The following is a 17240-nucleotide window of genomic DNA, read 5'->3' on the forward strand; positions in this document are numbered from 1 at the left end:
ACCGGGCCCGCTCCTCGCGCGCCCGGCGCCGCCGGTGCCGTCAGCCCCGTCCGCGCGGGCTGCCCGCGGCGGCGCCTCCGGCCCCGGCGGACCGCGGCGTACGGAGCTCGGCAGTCCGGGGCCCAGCAGTCCGGCGCCGAGCGCCACACCGAGCTTGACCAGCAGGCTCCCCGCCGCCTGCGCGGCCCCGTAGCCACCGGTGCCGGCGAAGGGTGCCGTGAGTGCCGCGGAGACGGGGATCAGCCGGTCGGCACCGGCCGGGGACGGCTCCGTCCGGCTGGTGCTCGGTTACGCGCATCTGCCGCCCGCGGAGATCGAACGGGCGGTGCGCCTGCTGCCCGCGGGCTGACGCGCACGACTGGGCCGCCGCGCCGTCCGGCGGCCTCTTCCGCCGGGCGCCACCCGGTTGTTCACTGTCCGTTCGGGCGTGCGGCATCCGGTGCCGATAGCAATCCCGTGGCACGGCACACCACCGCCCGTCCGTCCGCCCGGACGGCGGGCGGACCGGAACGACAGGAGGCACCACATGGCGCGGGAACCCGGGGGCAACGTCGGACGGCGGTCGGTTCTGCGAGGGGGCGCGGCCGCGTCGGCCGCGCTCGCCCTGCCCGGGGCGGCCGGGCTCGTGGCGGCGCCCGCCCAGGCGCGGTCGGGGCGGCCGGCCGCACGGTGGGGGGTGCAGACCGGTGATGTGACGGCCTCCTCCGGGCTGGTGTGGGTCCGCTCGGACCGGCCGGCCAGGATGATCGTCGAGACCTCGGCGACCGAGTCGTTCCGGAACGTCCGGCGCCGCACGGGCCCCTTGCTGGGTCCCGGCACGGACTTCACGGGCACCACACCGCTGCAGGGGCTTCCGGCCGGCGAGGAGATCCACTACCGGGTGCTGCTCGCCGACCCGGATGATCCGCGGCGCACCGGCGAGCCGGTGTACGGCAGCTTCCGCACGGCCCCGGCCCGCCGCCGTCAGGGGGTGCGCTTCCTGTGGTCGGGCGACCTCGCCGGGCAGGGCTGGGGGATCAACCCCGACCGCGGCGGCCTGCCCATCTTCGACGAGATGCTCCGCCGGGACCCGGACTTCTTCCTGAACAGCGGCGACACCATCTACGCGGACGGCCCGATCCAGCCGGCGGTCACCCTCCCGGACGGCCGGGTCTGGCGGAACGTCACCACGGAGGCGAAGTCGAAGGTCGCCGAGACCCTCGACGAGTACCGCGGCGCGTTCCGCTACAACCTGCTGGCGGAGAACCTGCGCCGCTTCAACGCCCGGGTTCCGGCCCTCGTCCAGTGGGACGACCACGAGGTGGTCAACAACTGGTACCCGGGCGAGATCCTCACCGACGACCGCTACACCGAGAAGCGCGTGGACGTCCTCGCGGCCCGCTCCCGGCGGGCGTTCGCCGAGTACTTCCCGGTGCGCACCCTGCGCCCGGACGGTGACGGACGGCTGCACCGGGTGGTGCGCCACGGCCCGCTGCTCGACGTCTTCGTCATCGACATGCGCACGTACCGGAACGCCAACTCCCCCGGGCGGCAGCCGCGGGAGGAGCAGGGCATCCTCGGCGCGGAGCAACTCGCCTGGCTCAAGCGGGAGCTGTCCCGCTCCCGGGCGGTGTGGAAGGTGATCGCCTCGGACATGCCGCTCGGGCTGGTCGTGGCGGACGGCTCCGCCGACTACGAGGCCGTGGCGCAGGGCGACCCCGGCGCACCGCTGGGCCGCGAACTGCAGATCGCCGAACTGCTGCGGCACATCCGGCACCACCGGATCACCGGCACGGTCTGGCTGACGGCCGACGTGCACTACACCGCCGCGCACCACTACGAGCCGTCGCGGGCCGCCTTCCAGGACTTCGCCCCGTTCTGGGAGTTCGTGTCGGGCCCTCTCAACGCGGGGGGCTTCCCGGCGGTCGGCCTGGACGCCACCTTCGGTCCGGAGCAGGTCTTCGTGAAGGCGCCCGACCGCGCCAACGTGTCGCCGCTGGAGGGCGGGCAGCACTACGGCGAGGTGGAGATCGACGGCGACAGCGGCGCGCTGACGGTGCGGCTGATCGAGGAGGGCGGCAGGGTTCTCTTCACCAAGGTGCTGCGGCCGGGCCTCGTGGGGCAGTAGCTCTGCCGGCCGGTGCGCACCGGCGCGGCCCCGGGCCGGGCCGGTGCGCACCCACGGGGACGGGCGAGAGGCGCGCGGGGGCGCCGCGGCGTCCCGGCGGCGAGCCGGCGCGTTGTCTCCGCCGAATGGCGCACATCACCCCGTTAACCGCTTTCCACGCCATCCGCGTACAGACTACGGAAGCCTGCTTAACCAGGCGGTCACAGTACGTTCGTGATCACGCAACAGCGGTAGGTCACGGTGGGTCCATGACCGATGTGACACCCGCGAAGCCCGCCCGCCGCCTCCATCACTGGCGGCGGGACCTCGTCGAACTGGCCGCGCTCTTCACCGCCGTCGCGGTCGCCGACTCGATCGCGAAGCTGATCGTCCACGGCCCGGACGGCCCGGTGCTGCTCGTCGCCTCGGCGGTCGCCCTCGCCGCCACGGCCGCCTTCCACAGTTGGTGGTCCCACCGCCACGGTCACTCACCCCCGGGGGCCGCCGGTGATCCGGCCGACGCGGGGAGCGGGGCCGTGACCGGCCCCGGCGCCGGGGCGGAGGGCGGCGGCGGCACGGCCGTCCACGCCACCACCCTGTGGCGGGTGCGGACGACGGTGCGGGACACTCCGGGGAGCCTCGCCGCCCTGTGCACGGCGCTGGCCCGCCGCGGGGTGGACATCCTCGCCCTGCAGACGCACCCGCTCTCCGAGGGCACCGTCGACGAGTTCCTGCTCCGCGCGCCCGCGGAGCTGGCTCCCGCGGACCTCGGCCGGGAGATCTCCGGGGCCGGCGGCCGTGACATCTGGACGGAGCGCGCCGACGCCCACGACCTCGTCGACACCCCCACCCGGGTACTGAACCTCGCCACCCGCACCGCTCTGGACGCCGCCGAACTCCCGCTGGCTCTCCGGGAGTTGCTCGGACGCTGCACCATCCGCTCGCAGCCGGGGCAGGCGCTCGCCGGCTCCCCGCAGGCAGGCGGGCCCGAGGGTGGGGTGCCGCCCGAGGGCGTCCTGGAGGGGACCGTCATGCGGCTGCGCGACCCCTCGGGCGGCACGATCGGCATCGAGCGCCCGTATCTGGCGTTCACCCCGGCCGAGTTCGCCCGCGCCCGCGCGCTCGTCGGGCTCGACGCGCGGCTCGGCCCGCGGATGCCGCGCGGCCGGGACGTGTGGACGCTGCCGGGCGGCAGCGAGATCACCGTCCGCAGGGCGGACACCACCGACATCCCGGCCGCCCGCGACATGCACGAGCGCTGCTCCCCGGAGACCCTGCGGAAGCGATACCACGGCCCCGTCAAGGACGCCGACCGCTATCTGGGCCATCTGCTCAGCCCGCGCTTCGGCCGCACCCTGGCGGTGCAGACGGCCTCCGGCCGGCTGGTCGCGCTCGGCCATCTGATGTGGGACGGGGACGAGACCGAGGTGGCGCTGCTCGTCGAGGACGCCTGGCAGCGCCGGGGCATCGGCGGCGAACTGCTGCGGCGGCTGGTCGCCCTGGCGGGCGAGGCCGGCTGCGAGAGCGTCTACGCCGTCACCCAGTCCGGCAACACCGGCATGGTGGCCGCCATGCGCGGCCTCGGCCTCCCGCTCGACTACCAGATCGAGGAGGGCACGCTCGTCATCACCGCCCGCCTCGCCCGGACCGGGACCCCGGCCCGCGAGCAGGCTCCGGACAGCCGCCCGCCGCACGGCCCGTACACGCCGGTGACGCGCTGATCGCACCGCACCGGGCAGAGCAGGGGCGCCGCGACTACCCGGCGGCGCCCCTGCTTTCGTCCTGCGGCGTCAGCCGGCCGCGCCGGCGGCGCCGGAAACCCGGCTCCCGGCCCGCATCGCGCGGTCGAGGGCCTGGTCGAGGTCGGCCCAGAGGTCGTCGGCGTCCTCCAGGCCGACGGACATCCGCAGCAGCCGGTCGCTCACGCCCGAGGCGTGCCGGTCGTCCGCGTCGACGATGCGGTGGCTGATCGACGCGGGGTGCTGGATGAGGGTGTCCACGCTGCCGAGGCTGACCGCCGGGGTGATCAGCCGGACCCCGGCGATCACCTCGTGCGGGTCGCCCGCGGTCTCGAACGCCACCATCGCGCCGCCCAGTTTCGGGTAGCGGACCCGTGTCACGCGCGGGTCGTCCGCCAGCCGCCGCGCCAGTTCCGCGGCCGTGGCCGACGCCGCGCGGACCCGTACCGGCAGCGTGGACAGGCCGCGCAGCAGCAGGTATCCGGCCAGCGGATGGAGCACCCCGCCGGTGGCGAAGCGCACCTGCCGCAGCTTCCGGGCGAACTCCTCGTCGCAGGCCACGACACCGCCGAGCACGTCGCCGTGCCCGCCCAGGTACTTGGTGGCGCTGTGCAGCACGATCCGCGCGCCCTGCTCGGCGGGCCGCTGGAGCACGGGCGTGGCGAAGGTGTTGTCCGCGAGCAGCGGCACCGCCCCGCAGGAGTGGGCGACCGCCGCCAGGTCGAGTTCGGCCAGGGTCGGGTTGGCGGGGGTCTCGACCAGGACGAGACCGGTGTCCGGGCGGATCGCGTCGGCGATGCCGGCCGGGTCGACCCAGGTGACCTCGTTGCCGAGGAGCCCGGCGGTCAGCAGGTGGTCGCTGCATCCGTACAGCGGGCGGACGGCGACGACATGGCGCAGGCCCATGCTGTTCCGCACCATGAGGCAGGCGGTCAGCGCGGCCATGCCGCTGGCGAAGGCGACGGCGCTCTCGGTGCCCTCCAGCCGGGCGAGGGCCGTCTCGAAGCGGGCCGTGGTCGGGTTGTCCAGGCGGGCGTAGACCGGCGGGCCCTCGGGTCGGGCGCCGGTGGTGGCGAAGTCGTCGATCCGGGCGGCCTCGGCCCGGCTGTCGTACGAGGGGTAGGTGGTGGACAGGTCGAGCGGCGGCGCGTGCAGACCGAGTTCCGCGAGGTCTTCGCGGCCGGCGTGGACGGCCTCGGTGGACAGGGACCGGCGGACGGGCGGGGTGGGCCCGGAGGGTGTCTCCATGGACAGCATCCTGAACACCCACCGGGCTCCGGCGGCCGGATGCCGTGCTACGTTCGGCCGATGTCCGATTCGGTGGTTCTGGATCCGGTGGATCTCCATATTCTGCGGCTGCTGCAGAACGATGCCCGGACCACGTACCGGGACCTCGCGGCCGAGGTGGGCGTGGCCCCCTCCACCTGCCTGGACCGGGTGGCGCGGCTGCGCCGCAGCGGCGTGATCCTCGGCAACGCGCTGCGGCTGGACCCGGCGAAGCTGGGCCGGGGCCTGGAGGCGCTGCTGCTCGTCCAGGTGCGCCCGCACCGCCGGGAGCTGATCGGGCCGTTCGTCGAACGGGTGCGGGCGCTGCCGGAGTCGCGGGCGCTGTTCCATCTGACCGGGCCGGACGACTATCTGGTCCAGGTCGCGGTGGCGGACACGGCGGATCTGCAGCGGCTGGTGCTGGACGAGTTCACGTCCCGCCGGGAGGTGGCCCGGGTCGAGACCCGGCTGGTGTTCCAGCAGTGGGAGTGCGGGCCGCTGCTGCCTCCCGGCTGACGCGGGGCCGGGCGACGCGCGGGCCGCGGCCGGTGCGGCCGGTGCGGCCAGGTGCACCGAGGGCCGGATCCGGACCCCCGGACACCGCGTACCGAAGTTGTCGTATCGGATATCGGACACCTTTCGACAGCATCATGCCGCCGGATGGTGGTGACGGGACGGCCGCCGCCGTACGAGGATGGCCACATGTCCGATACCACCAGCAGCCCGCTGCCCCGCCGGATCGCCGACTCCTACGTCGACGCCCTCGTCGAACTGGACCCCCTCGCGGGCACCTATCTCGGTGTCACCGAGAGCCACTCCCGTCTGCCGGACTTCTCCCCCGCCGGCCAGGAGGCCGTCGCCGCCCTGGCGCGCACCACCCTGGAGCGGCTGGCCGAGGCGGAGGCCCGGCCGGGCGCGGACGACGAGGCGGAGCGCCGCTGCGCACGCCTGCTCCGGGAGCGGCTCGCCGCCGAACTGGCCGTCCACGACGCGGGCGAGGGCCTGCGCAACCTCAACAACCTCTTCTCGCCGCCGCAGGCCGTCCGTGCGATCTTCACCGTCACGCCGAGCGAGACCACCGAGGACTGGTCGCGGATCGCCGAGCGCCTGCGGGCCGTCCCCGCCTGCCTGGACGGCTACCGCGCCGCGCTGGCCGAGGGCCTCAAGCGGCAGCTGCCGGCCGGGCCCCGCCAGGTCACCACCGTCATCGGGCAGCTCGACACCTGGGTGGGCACCGACCGCAGCTGGTTCGCCGCGTTCGCCGCGGACGGCCCCGCGGAGCTGCGCAGCGAGCTGGACTCCGCGGCGGCCCACGCCACCGCCGCCTTCGAGGACCTTCGCGACTGGCTGCGCGACCACTACGCCCCGGCCGTCGAGGGCGGCCCGGACATCGTCGGGCGCGAACGGTACGCCCGCTGGGTCCGCTCCTACAACGGCACCGACCTCGACCTGGACGAGGCGTACGCCTACGGCTGGTCGGAGTTCCACCGGCTGCTCGGCGAGATGCGCGCCGAGGCGGAGAAGATCCTGCCCGGCACCGCGGACGACCCGTGGAAGGCCATCGCCCACCTCGACGAGCACGGGCACCACCTGGAGGGCGTGGACGCCGCCCGCAACTGGCTCCAGGAGCTGATGGACGAGGCCATCGAGGCGCTGGACGGCACCCACTTCGACCTCGCGGAGCGGGTGAAGCGGGTGGAGTCCCGGATCGCCCCGGCCGGCAGCGCCGCGGCCCCCTACTACACCCAGCCCTCGGCCGACTTCTCCCGGCCCGGCATGACCTGGCTCCCGGCCACGGCCGAGGACCGCTACCCGGTCTACGACCTGGTCTCCACCTGGTACCACGAGGGCGTGCCCGGCCACCATCTGCAGCTCGCGCAGTGGACCCACGTGGCCGACCGGCTCTCCCGCTACCAGGCGTCCATCGGCATGGTCAGCGCCAACGCGGAGGGCTGGGCGCTCTACGCGGAGCGGCTCATGGACGAGCTGGGCTTCCTGACCGACGCGGAGCGCCGCATCGGCTATCTGGACGCGCAGATGATGCGGGCCGTGCGCGTGATCATCGACATCGGGATGCACCTGGAGCTCCGGATCCCCGCGGACTCCCCCTTCCACCCGGGCGAGCACTGGACGCCGGAGCTGGCCGAGGAGTTCTTCGGGCGGCACTCCGGGCGCCCGGCGGACTTCGTGGAGAGCGAGCTGATCCGCTACCTGGGCATGCCCGGCCAGGCCATCGGCTACAAGCTCGGCGAGCGCGCCTGGCTGCGCGGCCGGGAGGCGGCCCGCGCGGCGCACGGGGACGCCTTCGACCTCAAGCGGTGGCACATGGCCGCCCTTTCGCTGGGCTCACTGGGCCTGGACGACCTGGAGGAGGAGCTGGCCCGGCTCTGAGCGGCACGGCGGCCGGGGGCGCGCCCGGGGGCGGGGCGGCCGGGCCCGCGACGTCCGCGCCCGGCCGCTCCGCCCCCGCCGTTCTCCGTTGCCGGGACTCCGGCCCGGGCGGCGCGACCACCCTGGTCCGCCCCGCTCCGGCGCCGTGCGCCGCCGGGCTGCGGCCGGCGGAGCTCGGGGCGGCGCTCGGGGCGGAGCTCGGGTGCCGGTTCGTGTCCACGGATCCGGCGCTCCGCTCCGACGGCGTCCCGCGCGTCGTGGAGGCCGGCGACGGGCAGGTGAGCGACCTGCCGCCGGGGCCGCCGGGGGCTGCCGGGACCGCCCGGCGGTGAGCGGCTGTTCCACGCCCTCGTCCGGGCCGCGGGTACCCGGTCCGCACCGTCCTGACCTGTGGCTCTGTGCAATGGGGTACCGGCGCAGTACCGTGGCGGCATGCCCGCACTCAACATTGACTTCAGCGACGAGGAGCTCGCCGAGCTCCGCGAGGCCGCCCGGGAGAGAGGCGTCACGCTCAAGGCCCTGGTGCGCGAGGCCGTGACCGACGATCTGGCGCGGCGGCGCGCCATGTCGGAGGCCGGCCAGATCTTCCGGTCCTTCGTCGTGGACAACGCCGACGCCTTCGACGAGGCCTTCCCGGAGGACGCTCCGGCGAGGGCCGGGGGCACCCGGCGGGGAGCCGCCTGAGCGTGGATCTCCTCATCGACGTCCGCTGGCTCCTGGCCCGGCAGACCGAAATCCTGCCCACCGATCCCGGCGTCGACGACTACTCCGCGCTCGCGGCGGCCGTCGCCCGCCACCGGGTCAACACGCCCCGCCTCGGCGAGCACGCCGACGCGGCCTGGCGCGCCGCCGCCCTGCTCCACACCATCGTCCAGCTGAAACCGCTGCCGTCGCGGAACGCGCTGTTCGCCTGCGGTATCGCGGTCGCGTACATGCACGCCTCGCACGAGGGCATCGATCCGCCGTACGGCGCGCTGATCGAGCTGGTCAAGGACCTCCAGTCGGCCGACGCCACGGTCTACGGCGCGGCCGAGCTCATCCGCTCCTGGCGGATCTGAGCCACCGCGGCCACTCCGCGCCGGGGCGCCGTGGCAGGTCCCGCGGCGGGTGCGGCCGGTGCGGCGCGTCAGCCCCCCGCGGCGAAGGTGTCGTGGCGGACCGCCGAGCCGGTGCGGGTCTTGACGACCTCGAGCTGGGCGGGCACGCGCCGGCGCAGGTCGGGGACGTGGCTGACGATGCCGACCGCGCGGTCCCGTTCCCGGAGGGAGTCGAGGACGTCGAGCACTTCGTCGAGGGTCTGCTCGTCGAGGCTGCCGAAGCCCTCGTCGATGAAGAGGGTGTCGAGACGGGCACCGCCCGCCTCGTCGGTGACCACGTCGGCCAGCCCCAGGGCGAGGGCGAGCGAGGCGAAGAAGGTCTCGCCCCCGGAGAGGGTGGCGGTGTCGCGTTCGCGTCCCGTCCAGGCGTCGATGACGTGCAGGCCGAGTCCGGAGCGGCCGCGGCCGGAGGCGCGGGCGTCGGAGTGGACGAGGGTGTAGCGCCCGGCCGACATCCGCTGGAGCCGGAGGCTCGCGGCCGCCGCGACCTGCTCCAGGCGGGCCGCCAGGACGTAGGACTCCAGGCGCATCCTGCGGGCGTTCTCGGCGGAGGTGCCCGCGGCCAGGCCGGCGAGCCGCGCGACCCGCTCGTAGTCCCGGCGGAGCGGCGCGAGCCGCCGCGCGCCGTCGAGGGTCTGGGCGGAGAGCCGGTCCAGTTCGGTGCGGCGGCGTTCCGACTCGGCCTCGGCGGCGGACGCGGCGCGCAGCCGCGCGGTGGCGGCCTCCCGGGCGGCGCGGGCGGCACCGGGGTCGGCGGGCGGCAGCCCGGCGGCCCCGGCGACCTCCGGGTCGGCGAGTTCGGCGGCCACGGCGACGGTCTCGGCCTGCCAGGCGTCCAGGCGGTGCTGGAGTTCCCGGCGGCGGTCGTCGCCGAGCGCGGCCGCGGCGGCCGCGGCCGGGGTGTCGAAGCCGGCCCCGTAGGCGGCGTCGGCGAGCCGGGCGTCGGCCTCCTTCAGCCGGTGCGCCGCGCTCTCGGCGGCACGGACGGCCTCGGCGGCCCCGGCCAGTGCGGCGGTCTCCCGCTCCAGGGCGGCGGCGCGTTCGGCGACACTCCCGGCGTCTCCCCGCGCCCGCGTCAACTCCTCTTGCAGGCCTGCCAGTTCGGCCGCGAGCGACTCCCGCCGGGAGGCGCGGGCGGCGGCGCGCCGTTCGGTGTCCCGCTGCTCGGCCAGCCGGCGTTCCCGTTCCCGCTCCGCCCCTTCGAAGGCTTCCTGGGCGGCGGGCAGGCCGGCGGCCTCGGCGCGGGCCCCGGCGTGTTCGCGGCGCAGCCGTTCGACGGTCTCCCGGAGCCCTTCGGTGGCGGCTCCGTCCGCCTCGGCGGTGGCGGCGGCGAGTGCGTCGGTGAGGGACCGCAGCTCCCGTTCGGCCTCCTCCCGGAGGCCGTCGGCCGTGCGGTACGCGGTGTGCGCCGTCTCCTCCTCGGCCCGGCCGACGTGGTCCTCCGTCCGCGAAGCGGGCCGGGGGTGCTCGGTGGAGCCGCAGACCGCGCACTCCTCGCCCGGTGCCAGCCGGGTCGCGAGCTCGGCGGCGATGCCGAGCAGCCGGCGCTCCCGGAGGTCGAGCCACCGCTGCCGGGCGTCGCCGGCGCGGTCGCGGAGCTCCCGGAGCCGTTCCCGGGCGGCCCCGGTCCGGCCGGTGAGGTCGTCGCGGCGCCGGGCGGCGTCGAGCCGGCGTTCGGCCGGTCCGGTCTCGGCGCGCAGGGTCTCGGCGCGGGTGAGGGCCTCGCGCGCCGCGTCGATCCGCTGCCGGTGGGCGTCCCGGGTGCTCTCCCAGGCGCGGAGCCAGCCGTCCGTCTCGGCCAGCGCCTCGTCGTCGGCCTCGGCCTCCCGGTCGAGTGTCCGCTGTTCCCGGATGATCTCGGCGGCCCGGTGTTCGGCGCGCCGTGCGGCGTCGAGCCGGCCGAGTTCCTCCCGGCGTTCCCGTTCGAGGGCGGCGAGCCGGTCCGCGCCGGCCTCCGCCCGGCCGGGGGGCAGCGCCCGCCGCAGCCGCTGCTCCGTCTCGCTCGCGGCCCGGTGCTCCCGCCCGGCCGCGTCGCGGAGTTCCAGTGCCGGGACGACCCGTGCGGCCACCCGCGCCCGGTCGAGCCGGGCCCGCACCTCGGCTCGCTCGGCCGCGGCCTCCTCCAGCGCCGCGGCGCGCCGGCGGGCGTCCGCGTGCCGCCGCTGCAGCCGGGCGCGTTCGGCGGCGGCCTCGCTGTCCCGCTCCGCGGCCCGGTGGGCGGCCTCGGCCGCGCGGACCGCCGAGGCGGCGATCTCCCGCCGCTCCCGGACGTGGGTCCGGGCGATGGCGGCCCATTCCAGGACGGCCGCGGCCAGGCCGGGCTGTCCCGGGGCGGCCTCCGGCAGCGGGTGGTCCGCCGGGCCGGCGGCCTCCCCGGCTGCCTGGGCCATGCGGTGGGCGAGGGCGAGCAGTTGCTCGTCCGCGGCGGTCACCCGGCGCTCGGCGGCGCGCCGCAGCTCGGCGAGGTACTCCTCGACGGCGGCGAAACGGCGGGTGTCGAAGAGGCGTCCGAGCAGCTTGCCGCGCGCTTCGGCGTCGGCGCGGAGAAAGCGGGCGAAGTCGCCCTGCGGGAGCAGCACGACCTGGCAGAACTGCTCCTTGCTCATCCCGAGCAGCTGGTGGATCTCCTCGCCGATCTCCTGGTGGGACCGGCTCAGCCCCTTCCAGCCGTCCGGTCCGAGCTCGCGCAGCAGGGTCCGGGCCTTCTCCTTGGTGTGGCCGGTGCCGCGCTTCTTGGGCCGGAGCTGCTCGGGGCTGCGGGTGATCTCCAGCCGGCGGCCCCCGGCGGTCAGTTCGAGCCGGACCTCCGTCGGGGTGCCCGGTTCGGCGTGGTCGCTGCGGAGCGCCGGGAGACTCGTCTGGCGGGCGCCGGGCACACCGCCGTACAGGGCGTAGCAGACCGCGTCGAGGACGGAGGTCTTGCCGGCTCCGGTCGGCCCGTGCAGCAGGAAGAGCCCGGCGGCGGACAGTTCGTCGAAGTCGACCTCGTGGGTGCCGCCGAAGGGGCCGAAGGCGCTGACGCGGAGCCGGTGGAGCCTCATCGGGCGGTCTCGCGGAGGGTGTCGCCGGCGCGGACGGTGTCGAGGGCGTCGCGGAGCACGGCGCGTTCGCGCTCGTCCGGGCCGCCGCCGCGGACGTGGCCGATGAAGTCCTCCGCGATCTGCTGGTCGGTGCGCCCGCCGAGCCGCTCGGCGTACGAGGCCCGGGGGTCGTCCAGGGCCCGGTCGGGCTCGAAGACGAGGGTGAGGAGGTGCGGGAAGCGCCGGCCGAGCCGGGCCATCGGCTCCGGGGGGCGGACGGGATCGGTGAGGGTGGCCTCGACCCAGGCGTCCTCCGCCGCCTCCAGCCCGGGGTCGTCCAGGAGTGCGCCGAGCCGGCCGCGGATCCGGGCGAGCGGGCGGGGTACGGGGCAGTCGATCCGCTCGGCGGTGAGGCGGCCGCCGGCTCCGAGGTCGACGAGCCACATGCTCTTGCGGTGGCCTGCCTCGGAGAAGGAGTAGGCGAGCGGGGAACCGGAGTAGCGGACCCGCTCGGTGATGGCCTGGCAGCCGTGGAGGTGGCCGAGCGCGGCGTAGTCGACGCCGTCGAACACCCCGGCGGGGACGGCCGCGACACCGCCGACGGTGATGTCGCGCTCGCTGTCGCTGGCCGCTCCGCCGGAGACGAACGCGTGGGCGAGGACGACGGACCGGGTTCCGGCGGGGCGGGTGGCGAGGTCGGCGCGCACCCGGTCCATGGCGGCGCCGAGGACGGCGGCGTGACCGGCCTTCCCGGCGCCCAGCAGGTCGCGGACCAGGGCGGGTTCGAGGTACGGCAGTCCGTAGCAGGCGACCTCGCCGTGCTCGTCGGACAGCAGGACGGGGGTGCCGATGCCTCGGGGGTCGGTACGGAGGTGGACCCCGGCCCGCTCCATCAGCCCGGCGCCGACGCCCAGCCGCCGGGCGGAGTCGTGGTTGCCGGAGATCATCACCACCGGGACGCCGAGCGCGGCCAGCCGGTGCAGCGCGTCGTCGTACAACTCGACGGCGGCGAGCGGCGGTACGGCCCGGTCGTGGATGTCGCCCGCGACGAGGACGGCGTCGATCCGCTGCTCCCGGACCGTTCCGACGAGGTGGTCGATGAAGGCGGCCTGGGCGTCCAGCAGTCCCACCCGGTGGAACGACCGGCCGAGATGCCAGTCGGAGGTGTGCAGGAATCTCACAACGGGGCCCCCACGCGCACCTTCTGTCCCCCGTGTCCTCGGCGATCGGACCGGCCGCCACGGCCGGCCCATTGGCACCGGACACTCTAGTGGCCCCGCCCGTACCGGGTCGGCCGACGGGCGGATGCCCGTGCGGTGTGGTAGGGGTGCGGCGCCGGGAGCCGGTGGCGGCGGCCCCCCGGGCCCACGAGTTGCCGAGGGCCCCCCGCCGCCGCACGATGGTCGGACAGCGGGAGTCGGAGGCACCGTCAGGACATCCTGGCTGTGATCACCACAGGAGTCGCCATGGCCCCGTACTTCGCGAGAGCACCCGAATCACTGGTGTCCGACGCGCTCGAGGGCTTCGCCCGGGCGCATCCGGATCTGGTCGAGCACGACGCCGAGGGCGGATTCGTCCGCGCCCTGCGCGGTTCCCCGGACCGGAGGGTCGGGCTGCTGTCGGGCGGCGGTTCCGGGCACGAGCCGCTGCACATCGGTTTCGTCGGGGCCGGCATGCTGGACGCCGCCACCCCCGGCATGATCTTCACCTCGCCCCACAACCGGCAGGTCTTCGCCGCCTCGCGGGCGGTCGCCCGCCGGGACGGCGTCCTGCACCTGGTGAAGAACTACACCGGAGACAAGATCAACTTCGGTATCGCCGCCGAGCGGCTGGCCGACGAGGGCATCCCCGTCGCCCGGGTGCTGATCGACGACGACATCGCCTCGGAGTCCGAGGACATCGCCGTGGGCCGCCGCGGCACCGGGGCGACCGTCCTCATCGAGAAGATCCTGGGCGCGGCCGCGGACGCCGGGGCCGGTCTGGCGGACCTGGCCGACCTCGGCACCTCCCTCACCGGCCGCTCCCGCAGCCTCGCCGTCGCCTCCGCCGCGCACACCGCGCCGGCGGACGGCAGCCCCGCCTTCGACATCCCCGGGGGACGGCTGGAGTTCGGCGTCGGCATCCACGGCGAACGGGCGGACCGCACGGTCGCCCACGAGCCGCTGGACGCCCTGCTGGAGACGATGACGGACACGCTCCTGGGCACCCTGGCACCAGGCCGAGGGGATTCGGTGATCGCCCTCGTCAACGGCCTGGGCTCGGTGACCGGCCTGGAGCTGTACGCCGTGGCGCGGGAGCTCGGCCGCCGCCTGGACCGCCGGGGCGTCGAACTGCGGCGCAGCCTCGTGGGGCATTTCGTCACCGCGCTCGACATGCGGGGCTTCTCCCTGACCCTGCTCCTCGCCGACGACGCGATCACCGACTGGTACGACGCGCCCGCGCACACTCCGGCCTGGCGCCGGTAGTCACGATCCCAGGGGCTGATGCCATGACGAGCTTCGACGCCGCCTTCACCGGCGGATGGATACGGCGCTTCGCCGCGTCGGTCCGCGCCACGGAACCCGAGCTCACCGCTCTGGACCAGCGCGCGGGGGACGGCGACTTCGGCGTCAACCTCACCACCGGGCTGACGACCGCGCTGCGGATGCTGGACGAGGCCGCCGCCGACGGGGAGCCGGAGGACGCCTCCGCTCCCCTCCTCACCACGGCGACGGCCTTCCTGGACAGCGTCGGCGGGACGAGCGGCCCGCTGTTCGGCCTGCTCTTCCAGCGACTGGCCTGCGCCGTCCGGGACGCCGGGCCCGGCCTGACCACCTCCGGTCTCGCGGCCGGCACCCGCGAGGGGCTGGCCGTCATCCAGCGTGTCGGCGAGGCCCGGGCCGGGGACAAGACGCTGGTCGACGCCCTGGCCCCGGCCGCCCGCGCGCTCGGCGCCTGCCCGCCGGACGCGCCGCCCGACACGGCGCTCGTCCGCGCCGCCGGGGGCGCCTGGGAGGGCGTGCGGAGCACCGCGCGGCTCCGGGCACGGCGGGGGCGGGCCAGCTACCTCGGTGACCGGGTGTCCGGTGTGCCGGACCCGGGGGCCGTGGGCATCGGCCTCTTCTACGCCTCGGCGGACGGCGGCGTCCGTGCGCTGGCCCCGTTCCTGGAAGGCCGCGAGCAGCCGTCGCGGTGACGGCCCGGAAGCCGTCCCCGCCGCCGGGCCTCCCGGAGGGCGGGGCGGCGGACCCGGGGCCGGAGCCGGGGCCGGGTCCGCCGGGGCCGAGCGCGGCACGGCGGCCGGTTCACCGGCGCCCTGCCGGTCAGGGCGCCGTTCCGGGGGAGCCCTCTCCGGGAGCGGTCTCCCCGGGCCGGGCCGCCGGGGCGGCCGCGTCTCCGGGGGACGAGCCGCGGGGCGGTACGACCCGCGGCGACGTGCTGCCGGGCGTCCCCTCGGGGATCGCGGGGCGGCTCTCCGCCCAGGCGACGAGGCGGGGCTCCCCGAGTGAGGGCACCCAGAGATCCACGAGGGCGGCGGACTCCTCGTCGGGACGCGGACCGACCCCGACGACCCGCATGCCCGCCCGGACGGCGGACCGGATACCGCAGAGCGAGTCCTCGACCGCCAGGCATTCCGCCGGATCGGCGCCGCAGGCTCCGGCGGCGGAGAGATAGAGGTCCGGTGCCGGCTTGGGCGGCATCCCCTCCCCCGGCACGACGACATGGTCGAAATAGAGCAGCAGCCCCGCCATGTCCAGGCAGGTCTCGACGACATCGCGCGGGCAGTTGCTGGCGACCGCGAGCGGGGCGAACTCATGGGCCAGCGCCACCATTTCCACCGCCCCGGGCGCGGTGACGGGGTCCTCGGCGACTAGCGACCGGAAACTTTCCAGCAACTCGTCGGTCATCTTCCCGGTCAGTTCCGGGCGTCCCGCGGTCTCCGCCAGCAGGCGGCCGCAGTCGGTGTAGTGAATTCCTTTCGCACGTTCGGAGAATTCCGCGCCGGGGGTGACTCCGTACTCCCGGAGTACCTGGCGGCGCGCCTCCTGCCAGTGCCTTTCGGTGTCCATCAGGGTGCCGTCGCAGTCGAAGACGACGGCCGTCGGTGTCCAGGTGAGAATCCGGTCTGCTGTCACTTTTCCGACCTTCTTCGAGGGGGTCTGGTCTTGTGGACTGCGGCCGGTCTCTTTGTCACCTTTCCTGGTCAACAGAAAGGATTTTCCACGCGGTCGGCCGCCACCGCGTTCGGGGGAACTGACACCCCGGAATGGGGCAGCCATGCCTCTGTCATGTCACCCATGAAATAGAGAGGTCATTGCAAAAACTACGGTAAATTCCCGACCGCGACCGCGTCAATTGATTCCGGCTAAATAAGGTTAAGTGATATGGCTATGCGCGGCGGAATACTCGAATAACCGTCCGATAAGCATTCCACAGGAAAAGGAAATTGCAGGCCGCCCGGTGCCGGGAACGGGCGGCACGGTGCGGACCGCGCGGACCGGCAGCCGCCCGGGCCCGCGGACCGGGCGGCGGGCTCAGCCCTCCACGTACGTCACGCCGCCGAGTTCCAGGGCCGCGGCCCCGGCCGTGGCGTCGGCGAGCCAGCCGCGGAAGCGGTCGAGGTCCCCCTCCGCCACGCCGATCTCGATGCGGACCCGGTCGCCGTAGCGCACCTCGCGCACCGTCCGGCCGGTCGCCCGCAGATCGTTCTCCAGCTTTCCGGCGCGCTGGTGGTCGACGGTCACGGTGGCCAGCCGCACCGGCCGCCGGGCGACGGTGCCGAGCACGTCCAGGGTCTGCCCGACCGCGCCGCCGTAGGCCCGGATCAGGCCGCCGGCACCGAGCTGCACACCGCCGAACCAGCGGGTGACGACGGCGACGATGTCGCGCACCTCGCGGCGGAGCAGCATCTGCAGCATGGGGACCCCGGCGGTGCCGCCGGGCTCGCCGTCGTCGCTCGACTTCTGCACGGCTCCTGAGGCGCCGATGACATAGGCCCAGCAGTGGTGGGTGGCGCCCGGGTGCCGCTCGCGGACGCGGCGGATCACCGCCCGCGCGTCCGCCTCGGTGGCGACGGGGGCGAGGGTGGTGAGGAAACGGGACCTCTTGACCTCGGTCTCGTGTTCGCCCTCGCGCGCCACCGTGCGGTACTGCTGCTCCTCCATCCGGTCAGCCTAAGCCCGCGGGAATGGTGCCGGACGGCGGCATGTTCGTGCTGGCATGTACGCAGACACGGAGACGATCCGGCGGATTCTGACCGGCACCGGCGACACCTGGGCCGTGGTGGGCCTGTCCTCCAACACGGCCCGCGCGGCCTACGGCGTGGCGGGGGTGCTGCAGCGCTTCGGCAAGCGGATCGTGCCGGTGCACCCGAAGGCGGAGACGGTGCACGGCGAACGGGGCTACGCCTCCCTGGCCGAGATCCCGTTCCCGGTGGACGTCGTGGACGTCTTCGTCAACAGCGCCCTGGCGGGGCGGGTCGCCGACGAGGCGGTGGCCATCGGCGCCAAGGCCGTCTGGTTCCAGCTCGGCGTGGTGGACGAGGCGGCGTACGAGCGGGTGCGCGCCGCCGGCCGGGACATGGTCATGGACCGCTGCCCGGCCATCGAGATCCCCCGGCTGGGCTGACCGGGGCCGGGCGGGCCGGGCCCCGGGAGGTCCG

At 75.3% G+C, this 17240-nt stretch carries 16 protein-coding genes; 11 read left to right on the plus strand and 5 right to left on the minus strand.

Annotation, left to right across the window (positions count from 1 at the left end):
• Window positions 1-217 precede the first annotated feature (217 nt).
• From SXIN_RS32655 to SXIN_RS00960, 3 genes are all read left to right on the plus strand, one after another.
• Entirely contained in the window at window positions 218-349 is a 132-nt protein-coding gene (locus SXIN_RS32655) for a hypothetical protein (RefSeq protein ID WP_019706911.1), read from the plus strand.
• A 177-nt stretch (window positions 350-526) separates the two neighbouring features.
• A complete protein-coding gene (locus SXIN_RS00955) occupies window positions 527-2107 on the plus strand; it encodes an alkaline phosphatase D family protein (protein ID WP_095756415.1) in 1581 nt (526 codons plus the stop codon).
• A 248-nt stretch (window positions 2108-2355) separates the two neighbouring features.
• Window positions 2356-3807: a GNAT family N-acetyltransferase gene (locus SXIN_RS00960; RefSeq protein WP_095756416.1), complete on the plus strand. Its 1452-nt coding sequence runs from the start codon at window positions 2356-2358 to the stop codon at window positions 3805-3807.
• Window positions 3808-3876: 69 nt separating this feature from the next.
• Here the strand turns inward: SXIN_RS00960 and SXIN_RS00965 are convergent, their stop codons facing one another.
• Window positions 3877-5073: a trans-sulfuration enzyme family protein gene (locus SXIN_RS00965; protein WP_039820922.1), complete on the minus strand. Its 1197-nt coding sequence runs from the start codon at window positions 5071-5073 to the stop codon at window positions 3877-3879.
• A gap of 60 nt (window positions 5074-5133) precedes the next feature.
• On the opposite strand from SXIN_RS00965, the gene SXIN_RS00970 reads away from it, so the two are divergent.
• The 5 genes from SXIN_RS00970 (at window position 5134) to SXIN_RS00985 (ending at window position 8540) form a co-directional block, all read left to right on the plus strand.
• Window positions 5134-5607 carry an Lrp/AsnC family transcriptional regulator gene (locus SXIN_RS00970; RefSeq protein ID WP_019708307.1) on the plus strand — a complete coding sequence of 158 codons (474 nt, stop codon included), beginning with the start codon at window positions 5134-5136 and terminating at the stop codon, window positions 5605-5607.
• A 186-nt stretch (window positions 5608-5793) separates the two neighbouring features.
• Complete coding sequence (locus SXIN_RS00975; protein ID WP_019708306.1) at window positions 5794-7482, plus strand: DUF885 domain-containing protein; 1689 nt, start codon at window positions 5794-5796, stop codon at window positions 7480-7482.
• Complete coding sequence (locus tag SXIN_RS32970; protein WP_420341028.1) at window positions 7410-7814, plus strand: ATP-grasp domain-containing protein; 405 nt, start codon at window positions 7410-7412, stop codon at window positions 7812-7814. Before SXIN_RS00975 ends, SXIN_RS32970 begins: the two co-directional genes overlap by 73 nt.
• Window positions 7815-7914: 100 nt before the next feature.
• Window positions 7915-8166: a hypothetical protein gene (locus SXIN_RS00980; protein WP_019708305.1), complete on the plus strand. Its 252-nt coding sequence runs from the start codon at window positions 7915-7917 to the stop codon at window positions 8164-8166.
• Window positions 8167-8168: 2 nt separating this feature from the next.
• Window positions 8169-8540 (plus strand): hypothetical protein, encoded by a 372-nt coding sequence (locus SXIN_RS00985; protein ID WP_019708304.1) that lies wholly within the window; start codon window positions 8169-8171, stop codon window positions 8538-8540.
• Window positions 8541-8608: 68 nt separating this feature from the next.
• Here the strand turns inward: SXIN_RS00985 and SXIN_RS00990 are convergent, their stop codons facing one another.
• Window positions 8609-11620, minus strand: coding sequence for an AAA family ATPase (locus tag SXIN_RS00990; protein WP_095756417.1), 3012 nt, complete (start codon window positions 11618-11620; stop codon window positions 8609-8611).
• Window positions 11617-12780 carry an exonuclease SbcCD subunit D gene (locus SXIN_RS00995; protein WP_019708301.1) on the minus strand — a complete coding sequence of 388 codons (1164 nt, stop codon included), beginning with the start codon at window positions 12778-12780 and terminating at the stop codon, window positions 11617-11619. The genes SXIN_RS00990 and SXIN_RS00995 overlap by 4 nt, the downstream gene beginning before the upstream one ends.
• 285 nt (window positions 12781-13065) lie before the next feature.
• Here SXIN_RS00995 and SXIN_RS01000 point away from each other — a divergent pair, with 285 nt between their 5' ends.
• Both SXIN_RS01000 and SXIN_RS01005 read left to right on the plus strand, forming a co-directional pair.
• Entirely contained in the window at window positions 13066-14064 is a 999-nt protein-coding gene (locus SXIN_RS01000) for a dihydroxyacetone kinase subunit DhaK (protein ID WP_095756418.1), read from the plus strand.
• A gap of 23 nt (window positions 14065-14087) precedes the next feature.
• A complete protein-coding gene (locus SXIN_RS01005) occupies window positions 14088-14774 on the plus strand; it encodes a DAK2 domain-containing protein (RefSeq protein ID WP_095756419.1) in 687 nt (228 codons plus the stop codon).
• A gap of 127 nt (window positions 14775-14901) precedes the next feature.
• Here SXIN_RS01005 and SXIN_RS01010 read toward each other — a convergent pair whose 3' ends face one another.
• Together SXIN_RS01010 and SXIN_RS01015 are read right to left on the minus strand one after the other, a co-directional pair.
• The gene (locus SXIN_RS01010; RefSeq protein ID WP_019708299.1) at window positions 14902-15714 is read right to left on the minus strand and encodes an HAD-IA family hydrolase; all 813 of its coding nucleotides are present in this window, start codon (window positions 15712-15714) and stop codon (window positions 14902-14904) included.
• A gap of 399 nt (window positions 15715-16113) precedes the next feature.
• Complete coding sequence (locus SXIN_RS01015) at window positions 16114-16743, minus strand: YigZ family protein (protein ID WP_019708298.1); 630 nt, start codon at window positions 16741-16743, stop codon at window positions 16114-16116.
• A 55-nt stretch (window positions 16744-16798) separates the two neighbouring features.
• Between SXIN_RS01015 and SXIN_RS01020 the strand changes: the two genes are divergently transcribed.
• Window positions 16799-17206, plus strand: a complete 408-nt coding sequence (locus SXIN_RS01020; protein WP_019708297.1) for a CoA-binding protein — start codon at window positions 16799-16801, stop codon at window positions 17204-17206.
• Window positions 17207-17240: the final 34 nt, after the last annotated feature.

This window comes from Streptomyces xinghaiensis S187 (genome assembly GCF_000220705.2).
Lineage (GTDB): Bacteria > Actinomycetota > Actinomycetes > Streptomycetales > Streptomycetaceae > Streptomyces > Streptomyces xinghaiensis.